Below are 13995 nucleotides of genomic sequence, written 5' to 3'. Positions count from 1 at the left end.
CCCGGGTGGGCGAGGGATTGGCGAGTGATCCGCAGCGCGGCGACGAAGCTGACCCGGTCGGGGTCGTGACCGGAATGAGCTGCCGCTTGGGTCATCAGGGAGCGGATTGCGTAGTGGCAGCACAGGTGTCCCCAGATCTCTTGGAGAACCAGGTCTGGGGACTTCGAGCGCAGCACGGTGCGTGGCCCGCGCTGGTGGGTCTTCAGTTCGTCGAAGGTCAGTTCGATCTCCCACCGTTGCGTGTAGGACGCGGCGAGGTCGACTGCGGTGACCTCGGCCGGGTCCAGCAGCGTGGTGAAGAGCCGGTAGGTGATGGGGTCCTCGCGGCCGTCCTCGACGGTGTAGTCGATGACCCGGACCAGCATCGGCTCCTCGCGACGGGCTGCTGCGGGCGTGGCGCGGCGTAGGTGGGCCAGCCAGGAGCCGTCAGGAAGGTCTTCGAGGTGGGAGGGCTTGGGTCCGGCCTTGTCGGTGCGAACCCGCCACAGCAGGTCGGCTCCGGTCGCGATTGCCTTGCGCCACAGGGCGTAAGAGAAGAAACCACGGTCGGCCAGGAGCAGCATGCCTGGCTCCAGCCGGTCCAGCAGCGGCCCGGTCAACGTGGCCTCGGACTGGGCGTACTTGCCGATCTCGGCAGCGAAGACCGCGTGCGTGCCGCACTCGGCCAATGCCACGCCCCGGGCCTGCGGGAACGCCGCCTGCTCGCCCTTGTTGACCCCGGGACGTCCGAAGTGCGCAGCGTTGGAGGTCGTATCGGCGATATCGAGGCAGGTCCCGTCGATCGCGACCATACGGCGTCCGGCCAGCCACACACCCGGCGTCTGCTCGGCGCCGATCGGTCGGGCCACCCGCTCGAACACCGCGGCCAACGGCTCCGAGCCCAACCGTGCCCGGGCCTGGAAGATCGCCGACTTACTCGGCGGGCTGTAAGTCTCCTGCCAGCCCGAGGTCCACGAGAGCCCGTCGGTGAGCTGGGCCAGCACGTCCTCATCGGAACCCTCGGAGTACAGCGCCATCCCGATCGAGAAGTAGGCCATCACTCGTGCCGGCAACGACCGGTGACGCTGCTCGGTGCGGCCCACCTCGGCGATCACATCATCGACCAGCCCTGGCGGGAACACCCGCGTCAGCACCCCGACCGACACCAGGTCTGACAACCGACGCTCCGACTCCGGCTTCTTCCATCCAGCACGCGGCATGCCACCAAACTACACCCACGTCACCTTAACTGAACGATACTGGACTTAGGCAGCATCTTGCGGATGTCGAGCAGTGTCGTCGCCGCGTACGGACTGCCGGGCAGGGTCACGACGGTCGCGCGTTCCTGCAGTGTCAGCTGCTGCGGACGTACGGTGAGGCGCGGGTGTTCGATGTCGAGCGTGTTGCGTACCGCCCGTTCGCCGATGCCGCGCAGGTCGAGCAGGCGGGCCCGCAGCCTGGTGAGGATCCGCGGCGTGCCGTCGTGCTCCAGCGCGGTGTGCACGGTGAAGTAGCGGCCGAACGGCACGGACACCGTGGTCAGCTCGTGGGGGTCGCCGAACTGCCGGTCGCGGGCGCCGAGCACCACGCGCAGCCGGTCGTGCGGGTCACCGGGCTGTTCGGCCTCCACGAGGGCCAGCTCGGCCTCGGCGCCGACCCGCCGCAGCCAGTCCTCGACGGCACGCGGCCACTGGTGGTGCGGCGCGTGCCACAACGCTGCACGAGCTCCTCGGTCGAGACGCCGGCACGCGCCGTGCCGAGACACAGCAGCACCTCCGCGGTGTCGGTGCGCAGCTCGGCACCCGGCACGAGCACCGGCAGCAGGTCGGCGAGCAGGGCATGGATGTCCGCCGCCGTGGAGCGGTCTGACGTCACGCGTACAGCTTGGCACCTCGCCGGCGCCCGCAGGGGCGGTCGCGACCCTCTAGGGTTCAGCCGGGGGAGCTGGCGCAGTGACCTGCCAGCGCGATCCGGGCGGCTCGTTCCGCGATGGCCGGGATGGCTTCAGGCGCGCCGCGATCGCGGAGATGGCCAAGTACGGCGTTGGTGATCGCGCCGGCCATCGCGCCGACGAGGGCGGCTACTTCGGTGGGCGCATCCTGCGATGGCCTCCGCCGCGGCAGCCGAGCTGAGCGAGTCGACGACTGTGGCCACGTGCGCCAACGGTGACCGCTAGTTGTCCACGCGCCAGGTGTCTGCGCCGGTTACCAGGGCCTGCAGGTCGCCGGGGCCGTGGTCGTCCTTGGCCTCGGTGATCTGCGCGCGCATCAGCTCGTCGTACGTCGAGCGCTCGACGGACCTGAAGACGCCGACCGGTACGTGCGAGAACGCCTCGTCGTCCAGCCGCGACAGGGCGAACGCGGTCGTCGGGTCGGCGGCGGTGGCGTCGTGCACGAGCACGCCGGGGTCGTCGGCCGCGCAGCCCTCCAGCGCCCCGGTCGTCGGGTTGCGCCTGATGCCCTTGCTCGCGTCCGCGCCGTAGACGATCGGCTCGCCGTGCACGAGCCGGACGGTGCGGTCGTCGCGCGACTCGGCGTCCTTCAGCGGCTCGAACGCGTCGTCGTTGTAGATCGGGCAGTTCTGCAGGATCTCCACGAACGCCGAACCCTTGTGGTCGGACGCCTGCCGCAGCACCTCGATCAGGTGCTTGCGGTCGGAGTCGAGGGTACGCGCGACGAAGCTGGCCTCGGCGCCGATCGCCAGCGACAGCGGGTTGAACGGGGCGTCCAGCGACCCGTACGGCGTGGACTTGGTGACCTTGCCCTGCTCGCTGGTCGGCGAGTACTGGCCCTTGGTCAGCCCGTAGATCCGGTTGTTGAACAGCAACACCCGGAGGTTCACGTTGCGGCGCAGGGTATGGATCAGGTGGTTGCCGCCGATGGACAGCCCGTCGCCGTCACCGGTCATCACCCACACCGACAGGTCCGGCCGGCTGCACGCCAGGCCGGTCGCCACCGCGGGCGCGCGTCCGTGGATGGAGTGCACGCCGTAGGTGTCCATGTAGTACGGGAACCGGCTCGAGCAGCCGATGCCCGAGACGATGACCATGTTCTCCTTGCGCAGCTGCAGCTCCGGCAGGAAGCTCTGGAACGCAGCGAGGATCGCGTAGTCACCGCAACCGGGGCACCAGCGCACCTCTTGGTCGGACTTGAAGTCCTTCGCTTTCTGCTCGCCGTTCTCCACCGGCACCAGGTCGAACGCGCGGTACTTGCGCGGACCCGTCTCTAGTTCAGTCACCGTCGACTACCTCTTCGATCGCAGTCACGAGCTCGTGGGAGGTGAACGGCAGTCCGCGCACCTTGTTGTATGTCACGACGTCGACCAGGTACGTAGCGCGCAGCAGCAGCGCGAGCTGGCCGAGGTTCATCTCCGGCACCACCACCCGGTCGTACCGCGCGAGCACCTCGCCGGTGCCCTGCGGCAGTGGGTTCAGGTAGCGCAGGTGGGCCTGGGCGACCGCGTAACCGTGCTGCCGCACCTCGCGCACCGCCGCACCGATCGGGCCGTACGTGCTGCCCCAGCCGAGCACCAGGGTGCGCGCGTCGCCGGTCGGGTCGTCCACCTCGAGCGGCGCGACGTCGCGTGCTACGCCGTCGATCTTCGCCTGCCTGGTACGGACCATCAGATCGTGGTTGTCCGGGTCGTACGAGATGTGCCCGGTGCCGTCCGCCTTCTCCAGGCCGCCGATCCGGTGTTCTAGGCCCGCGGTGCCCGGCACCGCCCACGGCCGGGCGAGCGTCTCCGGGTCGCGCAGGTACGGCAGGAACATCGGGTTGCCCTTGGCGTCCGTACCGTTGGGCTCGGTGGCGAACTCCGGCCGGATGTCGGGCAGTGTGCTGACGTCCGGGATCTGCCAAGGTTCCGAGCCGTTCGCGAGATACCCGTCGGACAGCAGGATCACCGGCGTGCGGTACTTGGTGGCGATCCTGGCGGCTTCGATGGCCATGGTGAAACAGTCCGCCGGGCTCTGCGGCGCGAGCACCACGACGGGTGCCTCGCCGTGCCGGCCGCCGTACGCCATCAGCAGGTCGGCCTGCTCGGTCTTGGTCGGCATACCGGTGGACGGACCCGCGCGCTGGATGTCGCAGACGATCAGCGGCAGCTCGAACGCCACGCCGAGCGAGATCGTCTCGCCCTTCAGCGAGACACCGGGCCCGGACGTCACGGTGACGCCGAGCGCGCCGCCGTACGCGGCTCCGAGCGCGGCACCGACCCCGGCGATCTCGTCCTCCGCCTGGAAGGTGTGCACGTCGAACCGCTTGTGCTTGCTCAGCTCGTGCAGCACGTCGCTCGCCGGCGTGATCGGGTACGCACCGAGGAACAGCGGAATCCCCGCCTGCCGCGACGCCGCCACCAGGCCGAGTGACAGCGCGGTGTTACCGGTGATCCTGCGGTACAGACCGGTCGGCATCGCCGCGGGCCTGATCTCGTAGGAGATGGCGAACTCTTCGGTGGTCTCGCCGTAGTTCCACCCGGCGGTGAACGCCGTGGTGTTGGCCTGCGCGATCTCCGGCGCCTTGCCGAAGCGCTTCTGGATGAACTCCAGGGTGCGTTCCGTGGGCCGGTGGTAGAGCCAGGAGAGCAGGCCGAGCGCGAACATGTTCTTCGCGCGTTCTGCGTCCTTCTTCCCGATCTCCAGTTCTTTCAGGGCCTCCACGGTCATCGAGGTGAGCTTCACCTGGTGCACCGTGTAGCCGTCCAGGCTGCCGTCGTCGAGCGGGTTGGCGTCGTAGCCGACACGGCGCAGGTTGCGGGAGGTGAACTCGTCGACGTTCGCGATGATGCGACCACCGCGGCGTAGGTCGGCGAGGTTGGCGCGTAGCGCGGCCGGGTTCATCACCACGAGGACGTCCGGCTGGTCGCCCGGGGTCAGTACGTCGTGGTCGGCGAACTGCAGCTGGAACGACGAGACGCCGGGCAGGGTGCCCGCGGGGGCTCTGATCTCCGCGGGGAAGTTCGGCAAGGTGGCCAGGTCGTTCCCGAACTGGGCGGTCTCCGAGGTGAAGCGATCGCCGGTGACCTGGATGCCGTCGCCGGAGTCGCCGGCGAATCGGATGATGACTCGGTCGAGCTTTTGTACGCCCTTCTCCGTGGGCGTGGTGGCTGACGTGGTCACGGGGCTTACAGCCTCCTCAATCTCGTCACTCCATGCTACGTATCTCGAGACCGAGAGGAAGACATCGGTTACGCGGCGCGGGGGGGGTCGGGGGTATGCCCGGTTGCGCAGGGGATACGGTCGGGTACGACTCGTGAGGTCGCTCATCGTGACCGGCCTTTCGAGAGGGAAGAGCTCACTCGTCGTAACGAGCGCGGGGTGCCCTTTATGCCCGGCTCGGCGATTAAGGCTCTGACCTGGGACTCCGCCATGGGTGGATCGGCTACCTGGCTGTCCACAGCTTGTTGTGCGGCCGTTGCGGCGGTTGTACCGGGTGCCTAGGCTCACCCATGCGGCGTAACCCCCGGCGTCGCAACGGAGGTGCCATGTTCGTGACTGGCGTACCCCGCCGGCCACGGTGGTCGCGTCCCCCAACGCGGCCCCGGGCATTGTTGTGCGGTCTGCTGGTCGTCGTGGCGTCCGTGGCGGTGAGCGTGCTGGGCATTCCCGCACCCCAGGCGGCGGCACACGCGCCGCCCGCGCAGGGCAGTGGCGTCTCGGTGACCTCAGGCGGCGGGTTCCTGAACAGCACGTCGTACGAGGCCGGCTCCTACGCGTTCGCGGTCCAGCAGGGGGACGACTTCTACCTGGTCACCGCGCGCCACGTCGCGCCGACCGGTGCCGCGGTCTACGGCTCCACCGGGCTGCTCGGCCAGACCAGCTCGGTCTCCACCTCGAGGGACACCGCGTACGTACGGCTGAACCAGGACAAACCGGACGGCCACCTCCGGATCGGCACCGCGGCCGACGGCTCGTCGGTCAACGCCGCCGTCGACAGCGTGGCGACCCGGGGCTCGATCGCGGTCGGCCAGCGGGTCTGCCACAGCGGCTACGCGGAGAGCACTCAGCAGGCCGGCGGCTACGTCTGCGGCGAGGTGGTCGACGTCCCCGCCAGCTGCAGTTCCTACCTGGTCGCGGCGGGATGCCAGATCACCATGCGCGGCGACGACGGCCAGCAGGTGGGCTGGCTGGGTGACTCAGGCGGGCCGGTGTGGCAGTCGGTCGCGCCGGGCCGGGTACGGCTGCTCGGCGTCTTCACCGCGGTGTCCTCGCCGGCGGGCGGGTCCGCCTCGCTCGGCCACTTCGTCCCGGCGTTCGACGTGCTCGACGACCTGGGTGGCGTTCCCATCCGCGCGTAGTCCTGACAAGCTGGGATTGGCGGGTGACCGCGGCGCGGCACACCGCGTAACCGGAAAGATCAGCCCGCGCTGGTGTCGTCGGCGGACGTGGTGTTATCTGTACGGGTTGCTGTTGCCCGCTGGGCAGTCCCGGACCACGGGTTTGCTGCCCGACCTACCAACGTCGAAGGTGAGCGATGTCCGCGTACCTGACCTCGTACACCGTGGTCGGCGTGGTCTTGCTGGTCGGCGCGGTGTTCCTCGCAGTGGCCTTCACCGCGAACCGGCTACTGCGACCGAACGGCCCCACCACGGAGAAGCTGTACAGCTACGAGTGCGGGGTGGATCCGGTCGGTGAGGGCTGGGCGCAGCTGCACATCCGCTACTACGTGTACGCGTTCCTCTACCTGGTGTTCGCCGTCGATGTGATGTTCCTCTTCCCCTGGGCGACCGTGTTCGCGGCGCCCGGCTACGGGGTGGAGAGCATCGTGGAGATGTTCGTCTTCATCGGCTTCCTCGTAGTCGGGCTGGCCTATGCCGCCCGCAAGGGGGTGCTGACGTGGACGTGACAGCGGCGCGAGGAGGCGGTCGCGGATGACCACGCCCGTTCAGCTGCCCACCCCCAAGCTCGGCCTGCTCTCCCGGATCGTCCCCGACCCGGTCCGGATAGTGCTGAACTGGGGCCGCAGGTACTCGCTGTGGGTCTTCAACTTCGGCCTGGCCTGCTGTGCGATCGAGTTCATCGCCACCTCCATGGCCAGACACGACTTCATCAGGCTCGGCGTCATCCCGTTCGCGCCCGGGCCGCGCCAGGCGGACCTGATGGTGGTCTCAGGCACGGTCACCGACAAGATGGCGCCGGCGGTGAAGCGGCTGTACGAGCAGATGCCGGAGCCGAAGTACGTCATCTCGTTCGGCGCCTGCTCCAACTGCGGCGGGCCGTACTGGGACTCGTACTGCGTGACGAAGGGCGTCGACCAGATCGTCCCTGTCGACGTGTACGTGCCGGGGTGTCCGCCGCGTCCTGAGGCGCTGCTGCAGGGCATCGTGAAGCTGCAGGAGAAGATCGCCGCCGAGTCGCTGCCGAAGCGCTACGGCGGCGCGGCGCCGAGTGCGGACGCGCTGCGGCGTCCGTGGCAACCGCCCCCGCCGGAGCCGATCGCGCCGTGGCGGCCACTGGCGCCGACCGCCGAGGAGGAGGAACCTGCGGAGGACGACGACGCCGACGACGCGCCGACCGAGCTGCTCACCGCGCTCGGTTTCCGCCACGACGACGCGCCGACCGAGGAGCTGCCCGCGCAGGACGCCGTCGACGACGGCGGGCCTGGCACCCAGCCGCTCGCGCCGCCGTGGGGCCCGCACCCACCACGCGGCGGTGACACCCAGCCGCTGCCTCGGCTCGACGGTGGCGAGCGGCCGTGACCGAGTCCAGTCAGCTCGTCGCCGCGCTGACCGAGCGGTTCCCTGCCGTCGAGTGCACGGAGGACCAGGTCGGCGCGGTCACTGCCGACGTGCCGGTCGCGGAGTGGGTGGCCGTCGCGAGCCACGCGCGCGACCAGTTGGGCTGCACGTACTTCGACTGGCTGTCCGCCGTCGACGACCAGGACGACGGGCTCGTCGTGCTGACCCACCTGTGGTCGATCCCCCTGCGGCGGCATCTGCTGCTGCGTACCCGGCTGCCGGTGCCGGCGGCCGGCGACCGGTGGGAGCTGCCGAGCCTGACCGGGGTGTTCCGCGGTGCCGCGTGGCACGAGCGGGAGACGGCGGAGATGTTCGGCGTGGTGTTCACCGGGCACCCCAACCTGACGCCGCTGCTGCTGCCGGACGGCTTCGAGGGGCACCCGCTGCGCAAGGACTTCGTGCTGGCGTCCCGGGTCGCGAAGCCGTGGCCGGGTGCCAAGGAGCCAGGTGAGTCCGAGCACGACGCGGCACCGAGCCGGCGGCGGGTGCGGCCGCCGGGGAAGCCGGACGTGGACGAGTGGCGCGCCGCGGCCGGCTCAGCCGACACCGAGCCGGGTTCCGGCGAGGAGACGCCGTGACGCTTGCGTTGGAGATCGCCGTGCGGGTGGTCGTGGTGTTCGCCGCGTTCCTCGTGCTGCCGATGGTCGTCGGCTACCTCGAGCACAAGGCGATGGCGCACATGCAGGGCCGGCTCGGCCCGATGTACGCCGGTGGCTTCCACGGGTGGGCGCAGCTGGTCGCCGACGGGGTGAAGTTCGCGCAGAAGGAGGACATCGTTCCGCAGGCGGCCGACCGTACGGTGTTCAAGCTGGCGCCGTGGGTGGCGCTGCTGCCGTACCTGCTGGTGCTCGTCGTGGTGCCGGTCGGCCCTGGCGGCCTGGTCGGCAGGGACCTCGACGCCGGCCTGTTCTACGCGCTCGCGGTGCTCGGCATCGGCGTGCTCGGCGCGATCATGGCGGGCTACGCCAGCGCCAACAAGTTCGCGCTGCTCGGCGGGGTGCGGGCGGCCGCTCAGCTGCTGGCGTACGAGCTGCCGCTGGTCATCGCGGCGGTGTCGGTGGCGATGGCGGCCGGCACGCTGTCGCTGACGGGCATCGTCGAGGCCTGGCAGCCGTGGTGGCTGGCGTGGCAGCTGCCCGCGCTGATCGTGTTCGTGGTCGCGGGCGTCGCCGAGCTGCGGCGGGTGCCGTTCGACATGCCGATCGCCGACTCGGAGATCATCCTCGGCCCGTACACCGAGTACACCGGCCTGCGGTTCGCGCTGTTCCTGCTCGCCGAGTACGCCGGCATCGTGGTGGTCGCGGCGCTGACCACTGTGCTCTTCCTCGGCGGCTGGAAGGGCCCGTTCCTCGACACCGAGCTGGGCTGGCTGTGGACCGGCGTGAAGCTGCTGCTGGTGTCGTTCGTGATGATCTGGCTGCGGGTGTCGTTCCCGCGGCTGCGCGAGGACCAGTTGCAGCGGCTGGCCTGGGTCGGACTGGTGCCGTTGGCGCTGGCCCAGCTGTTGCTGACCGCGATCGTGAGAGTGACCTTCGCGTGATGATGACCTCCTATCTTGGCTTGCCGACGACGTCGAGGAACGCGAGGACCCGAGCATGAGCGACCCAGGCACCTCGGGCGTTCCCGGTACGGGTCTGGTCAAGGGGCTCGCGACCACGCTGAAGACGTTGACCAGGCGCACCGGCACCGACGAGTACCCGCACCAGGTGCCCGAGCTGCCGCCGCGCAGCCGTGGCGTGATCGGGCTGTTCGAGGAGAACTGCACCGTCTGCATGCTGTGCGCCAGGGAGTGCCCCGACTGGTGCATCTACATCGACTCGCACAAGGAGCCTGTGCCGCCGGCGAAGCCGGGTGGCAGGGAGCGCAGCAAGAACGTCCTCGACCGCTTCGCCATCGACTATTCGCTGTGCATGTACTGCGGCATCTGCATCGAGGTGTGCCCGTTCGACGCACTCTTCTGGTCGCCGGAGTTCGAGTACGCGGAGTACGACATCCGCGACCTCACCCACGAACGCGACCGCCTCCGCGAGTGGATGTGGACCGTCCCACCCCCACCCGCCAACGACGACGCCGCCCCCGCCCCCAAGGAAGTCGAGAGCGCCGCCAAGGCAGCCGCCAAGGCCGACCAACCCACCACGCCGGACACGGGCACCGGTAGCGGTGCCGCCGGTGCCGGTGCCGGTGCCGGTGCTGGCGCCGGTGCGGAGGCTGCTGGTGCCGCCAGTGCCGAGGCTGCTGCCGCCGGTGCGGGGGCTGCAGGGGCTGACCCTCCGGCTGCGCCGCAGGGTGCAGCTTCCGCGCCGGTAGAGCGCGCCGCGCGCGCACCATCGGCCAAAAAGGCAGCGAAGAAGACCGCCACCCCGAAGCCCTCAACCACCACGCCGAACGCCGACGCCCCCGCCCAGCCCGTCGCCGACCCGCAGACCGAACAGCCCACCGACGCGAGTGCGGAGCAGTCGGTCGCCGAGCCGCAAGCCGGCCAGCCCGTCGCCGAGCCGCAGACCGAACAGCCCACCGACGCGGGTGCGGAGCAGTCGGTCGCCGAGCCGCAAGCCGGCCAGCCCGTCGCCGAGCCGCAGGCCGCGCAGGGCACTGTGGGGGCGAGCGCTGCGCAGTCCGCTGGTGGGGCGGAGGCAGCGCAGCCGGCCGCCGACCCGCCCACCGGTGTGAGTGCCGAGCAGCCGGCCGCCGAGCCGCAGGCTGGGCAGCCCGCTGGCGCGGGCGCCGAGGGTGAGCCGGGTGCCGAGAGCCAAGGCGAGCAATCCGCGGGTGCGGACGCGGCGGATGGGCAGAGCACGCCAGCGCCCGCGGCGAAGAAGGCCGCCAAGCGGACGGCCAAGGCAACGAAGAAGGCGGCCAAGCGGACCACCAAGGCAGCAAAGAAGGCACAGCGGAAGCCACCCGAGCCCGCGAAGCCCGAGGCGGCGGCCGGGGCTGATGAAAAGGCGCCGCGGGCGCCGGGGTCTGCGGCGGGTGGTGAGCCGCCCCCGCCGCCGGAGGTGGGAGGCGAGCGGACCTCCGAGGCCGCGCCTGCGGCTGGCGAGCAAGTCCCGAAGCCGGAGGCGGAGGCGGAGGCCGGGGCTGATCCTGGGGCTGGCGCGGAGCCCCGCGAGGCGGCGCCTGCGGCTGGCGAGCAAGTCCCGAAGCCGGAGCCCGAGGCCGAGGCCGGGCCCGGGGTCGGCGAGGAGCCCCCCGGGGCTGAGACCGGGGCTGGCGCGGAGCCCGCCGGGGTTGGCGGGCGGCAGGAACCTGCGGCTGAGGGCGGTGCGGAAGACGAGCGGGCGCCAGGGGCGCCCGGGGAGGGTGACGAGCAAGGGGGCGGGGCCGGGCCATGATGTGCGCGGTTCCGACCGTTCTCCTGGGCCCGTGCGGCGCGTTGTGGCGGCTGCGGGTGGGGGCACTATGACCGGTGTCGACGTGGTGCTCGTGCTGCTCGGTGTGGTCGCGCTCGGGTCCGGGTTGCTCGTGGTGACGACCCGGCGGCTGGTGCACGCCGCACTTTGGCTGGTCGTCACGTTCGGTGCGCTTGCCGGTATGTACCTCGTGCTGTCCGCGGAGCTGGTGGCCTGGGTCCAGGTGCTGATCTACGTCGGGGCCATCGTCGTGCTGTTGCTGTTCGGCATCATGCTCACCCGGGCGCCGACCGGGTCCTCGGGCGACCTGGACAGCGGTAACCGGGTCGCGGCGATCATCGGCGGGCTGGGGTCGGCGGTGCTCCTCGTCACCCTCGGCGGCTACGGGTTCGCGGGCGCGTACGCCGAGCTCGGCGACGACCGGGTCGGGACGGCGCAGGCGATCGGGGCCGTGCTCTTCAAGTCCTGGGTGCTGCCGTTCGAGCTGCTCTCTGTGCTGTTGCTCTCGGCGCTGGTGGCGGCCATCGTGCTCTCCCGGCGAGGGGAGGACTAGGTGCACGTCGTCGTCCCCGTCGTCGTCGCAGCGCTGCTGTTCTCCCTTGGTGTCTACGGCGTGCTCGCCCGCCGCAACGCGATCCTCGTGCTGATGTCCGTCGAGCTGATGCTGAACGCGGTGAACCTGAACCTGGTCGCGTTCGACGTCTGGCTCGGTGACCAGCTCTACGGCGGGCAGGTCCTCACCCTCTACGTGGTGGTGATCGCGGCCGCTGAGGTCGGGCTGGGGCTCGCGATCGTCCTGTTGGTCTACCGGCGGCGCCGGATCATCGACGTGGACAGGCTCAGGCAGCTGCGGGAGTCCGGCGCCGACCCCAGCGAGCTAGGGCCGCAGCAGCCGGAGGAGCCGCAGCCGGCCACGTCCCCGCCCCCGCAGGAGGTCACCAAGTGACCGGCCTCGCGGTTGCCGTCGTAGCGCTGCCATTGCTCGCGGCAGCGGTCGGCCTGGTGCCCGTACGGCTGCTTGCCGGCCGCCGCGCCGAGCCGTCGACCGTGTCGATCAGCGCGATCACCGCGCTGGCCGGCACCGGCCTGGCCACCCTGCTGTTGGCGCCGCTGTGGTTCGTCACGATCTGGCAGCCCACCCAGGTACGCGAGCTGACCGCCAGGCTCACCCCCACGGGGACCATCGACATCGCCGTTGGCGTGCGCGTCGACGGGCTGTCCGCGACCGTGGCGGTGCTGGTGTGCGTCGTCGCGCTCGCCGTGCAGGTCTACTCCGTCGGGTACATGCGCAACGAGCCGCGGTACCGGTCGTACGCGGCGTTCGTCTCGCTGTTCACCGGAGCCATGCTGCTGGTGGTGTTCGCCTCCGACCTGATCGTGCTGCTGGTCGGCTGGGAAGTGATGGGCCTGTGCTCGTACGTGCTCATCGGGCACCACTGGGAGCGGGTCGACTTCTCCCGCGCCGGCGTGAAGGCGTTCCTCGTCACGAAGCTCGGCGACGTGCCGTTCATGTTCGGCATCTTCGCGCTCGGTGTGGCGGCGGAGTCGTTCCGCGTCAGTGACGTGTTGGCCGCTGCGGCCGAGATGAACCAGCTGACGGTGACCGTAGGCACGCTGCTGTTGCTCGGCGGCGTGGTCGGCAAGAGCGCCCAGTTCCCGCTGCAGACGTGGTTGCCGGACGCGATGGCCGGCCCGACGCCGGTCAGCGCGCTGATCCACGCGGCCACCATGGTGGCCGCGGGCGCATACCTTGTGGCGCGGCTGTACCCGGTGTTCCTGCAGTCGCCGACCGCCCTTGCGGTGCTCGGTGTGGTCGCCGCGATCACCATGTTCACCGCCGCGTGCGCCGCGTTCGCGCAGGACGACCTGAAGCGGGTGCTCGCGTACTCCACGGTCAGCCAGGTCGCGTACATGCAGGCCGGCCTCGCGATGGGCGGCTACGCGGCCGGGGTCGAGCACCTGCTCACCCACGGCGCGTTCAAGGCCGTGCTGTTCCTGGCCGCGGGGGCGGTGATACTCCGCGTCGGCACCAACCTGATGAGCGAGATGGGCGGGCTCTACCGGGTCATGCCGATCACGTACACGTGCATGCTGGTCGGCTTCGCCGCGCTCGTCGGGGTGCCGCCGACGTCCGGGTTCTTCTCCAAGGACGCCGTGCTCGAGCAGTCGCTGCACCAGCTGACCGCTCCCCAGCCGCTGGTGCCGCAGTCGGTGGCGGGCGTCGTGCTGGTCGCGGGCGCGCTGACCGCGTTCATGACCGCCGCGTACGCCGCCCGCACAGTGCTGCTGACCTTCCACGGGCCGCGGCGGACGGACGTCGCGTCGGGCGGCGACCCGGAGCTCGGCATGCTCGTGCCGATGCTCGTGCTCAGCGTGCCGTCGCTGTCGCTCGGCCTGTTCGGTGTGCACGAGGGCTGGCTGCCGAGCTGGTTCGCCAGCGCGGACACCGGTACGCCGCACGCGGTGCTGCCGGGCGCGCTGACCGCCGTGCTCTCGTTCGTGCTGGTCGTCGTCGGCGTGGCCGTCGTCTACTTCGCCTGGGTTCCGCACCCGGAACGCGACCCGGTGCGCCTGGTGGAGCCGGTGCGGCCGCTGTTCGCGCGCGGGTTCTTCGTCGACGACCTCTACGAGCTGGTGTTCGTGCGTGGCACGGCAGCGCTCGGCCGCGCAGTGGTGCGGCTCGACACCGACGGCGTGGACGCGACCGTCTCGGACTCCGGCCGGCTGATGGGCTGGCTCGGTGCGTTGGCCAGGCGTACGCAGACCGGCAACGCCCAGTGGTACGTCACCGGCGTCGTGATCGGCGCGGTGGCGTTGGCCGTCGGGGCGGTGGTGCTGGTATGAACTGTGCCTGGACGCGCCGGGCCGGTGACCGCAGACGCGGCGTGCCTGTCGTCGCCGTGCACAGCCGGTGCTGCCGGTACATCCG

12 protein-coding genes and 2 pseudogenes are annotated in these 13995 nt (G+C 70.7%); 10 read left to right on the top strand and 4 right to left on the bottom strand.

Annotated features, from left to right (window positions below; all coding sequences use genetic code 11):
- Both GEV07_15885 and GEV07_15880 read right to left on the bottom strand, forming a co-directional pair.
- A partial coding sequence (locus GEV07_15885; GenBank protein MQA04136.1) for an IS4 family transposase occupies positions 1-1199 on the bottom strand: 1199 nt, incomplete at its 3' end.
- 20 nt (positions 1200-1219) lie between these two features.
- Complete coding sequence (locus GEV07_15880) at positions 1220-1693, bottom strand: hypothetical protein (GenBank protein MQA04135.1); 474 nt, start codon at positions 1691-1693, stop codon at positions 1220-1222.
- A 238-nt stretch (positions 1694-1931) separates the two neighbouring features.
- Between GEV07_15880 and GEV07_15875 the strand changes: the two genes are divergently transcribed.
- A complete protein-coding gene (locus GEV07_15875; GenBank protein ID MQA04134.1) occupies positions 1932-2111 on the top strand; it encodes a hypothetical protein in 180 nt (59 codons plus the stop codon).
- A 40-nt stretch (positions 2112-2151) separates the two neighbouring features.
- Here GEV07_15875 and GEV07_15870 read toward each other — a convergent pair whose 3' ends face one another.
- Together GEV07_15870 and GEV07_15865 are read right to left on the bottom strand one after the other, a co-directional pair.
- A complete protein-coding gene (locus GEV07_15870) occupies positions 2152-3171 on the bottom strand; it encodes a 2-oxoacid:ferredoxin oxidoreductase subunit beta (protein ID MQA04133.1) in 1020 nt (339 codons plus the stop codon).
- A 37-nt stretch (positions 3172-3208) separates the two neighbouring features.
- Positions 3209-5242 carry a 2-oxoacid:acceptor oxidoreductase subunit alpha gene (locus GEV07_15865; GenBank protein MQA04132.1) on the bottom strand — a complete coding sequence of 678 codons (2034 nt, stop codon included), beginning with the start codon at positions 5240-5242 and terminating at the stop codon, positions 3209-3211.
- Between the two features lie 305 nt (positions 5243-5547).
- Here GEV07_15865 and GEV07_15860 point away from each other — a divergent pair, with 305 nt between their 5' ends.
- The 9 genes and pseudogenes from GEV07_15860 to GEV07_15820 all read left to right on the top strand — a co-directional run bounded on the left by GEV07_15860 (position 5548) and on the right by GEV07_15820 (position 13910).
- Positions 5548-6273, top strand: a complete 726-nt coding sequence (locus tag GEV07_15860) for a hypothetical protein (protein ID MQA04131.1) — start codon at positions 5548-5550, stop codon at positions 6271-6273.
- 176 nt (positions 6274-6449) lie between these two features.
- Entirely contained in the window at positions 6450-6821 is a 372-nt protein-coding gene (locus GEV07_15855; GenBank protein ID MQA04130.1) for an NADH-quinone oxidoreductase subunit A, read from the top strand.
- A 25-nt stretch (positions 6822-6846) separates the two neighbouring features.
- Positions 6847-7380, top strand: a pseudogene (locus tag GEV07_15850) (NADH-quinone oxidoreductase subunit B).
- A gap of 290 nt (positions 7381-7670) precedes the next feature.
- The gene (locus tag GEV07_15845) at positions 7671-8291 is read left to right on the top strand and encodes an NADH-quinone oxidoreductase subunit C (GenBank protein ID MQA04129.1); all 621 of its coding nucleotides are present in this window, start codon (positions 7671-7673) and stop codon (positions 8289-8291) included.
- Positions 8288-9253 (top strand): NADH-quinone oxidoreductase subunit NuoH, encoded by a 966-nt coding sequence (gene nuoH, locus GEV07_15840; GenBank protein MQA04128.1) that lies wholly within the window; start codon positions 8288-8290, stop codon positions 9251-9253. Before GEV07_15845 ends, nuoH begins: the two co-directional genes overlap by 4 nt.
- 55 nt (positions 9254-9308) lie before the next feature.
- Positions 9309-10007, top strand: a pseudogene (locus tag GEV07_15835) (4Fe-4S dicluster domain-containing protein).
- A gap of 1108 nt (positions 10008-11115) precedes the next feature.
- On the top strand, positions 11116-11619 hold the full coding sequence (locus GEV07_15830) for an NADH-quinone oxidoreductase subunit J (protein ID MQA04127.1): 504 nt from the start codon (positions 11116-11118) through the stop codon (positions 11617-11619).
- Complete coding sequence (gene nuoK, locus GEV07_15825) at positions 11620-12012, top strand: NADH-quinone oxidoreductase subunit NuoK (GenBank protein MQA04126.1); 393 nt, start codon at positions 11620-11622, stop codon at positions 12010-12012.
- Positions 12009-13910 carry an NADH-quinone oxidoreductase subunit L gene (locus GEV07_15820; GenBank protein MQA04125.1) on the top strand — a complete coding sequence of 634 codons (1902 nt, stop codon included), beginning with the start codon at positions 12009-12011 and terminating at the stop codon, positions 13908-13910. The genes nuoK and GEV07_15820 overlap by 4 nt, the downstream gene beginning before the upstream one ends.
- Positions 13911-13995 lie beyond the last annotated feature (85 nt).

The organism is Streptosporangiales bacterium, from assembly GCA_009379825.1.
In the GTDB taxonomy this organism is placed as follows: Bacteria; Actinomycetota; Actinomycetes; order Streptosporangiales; family WHST01; genus WHST01.
The sequence above is the reverse complement of the archived record's forward strand: the minus strand, read 5'-3'. Positions and strand labels throughout refer to the sequence as shown.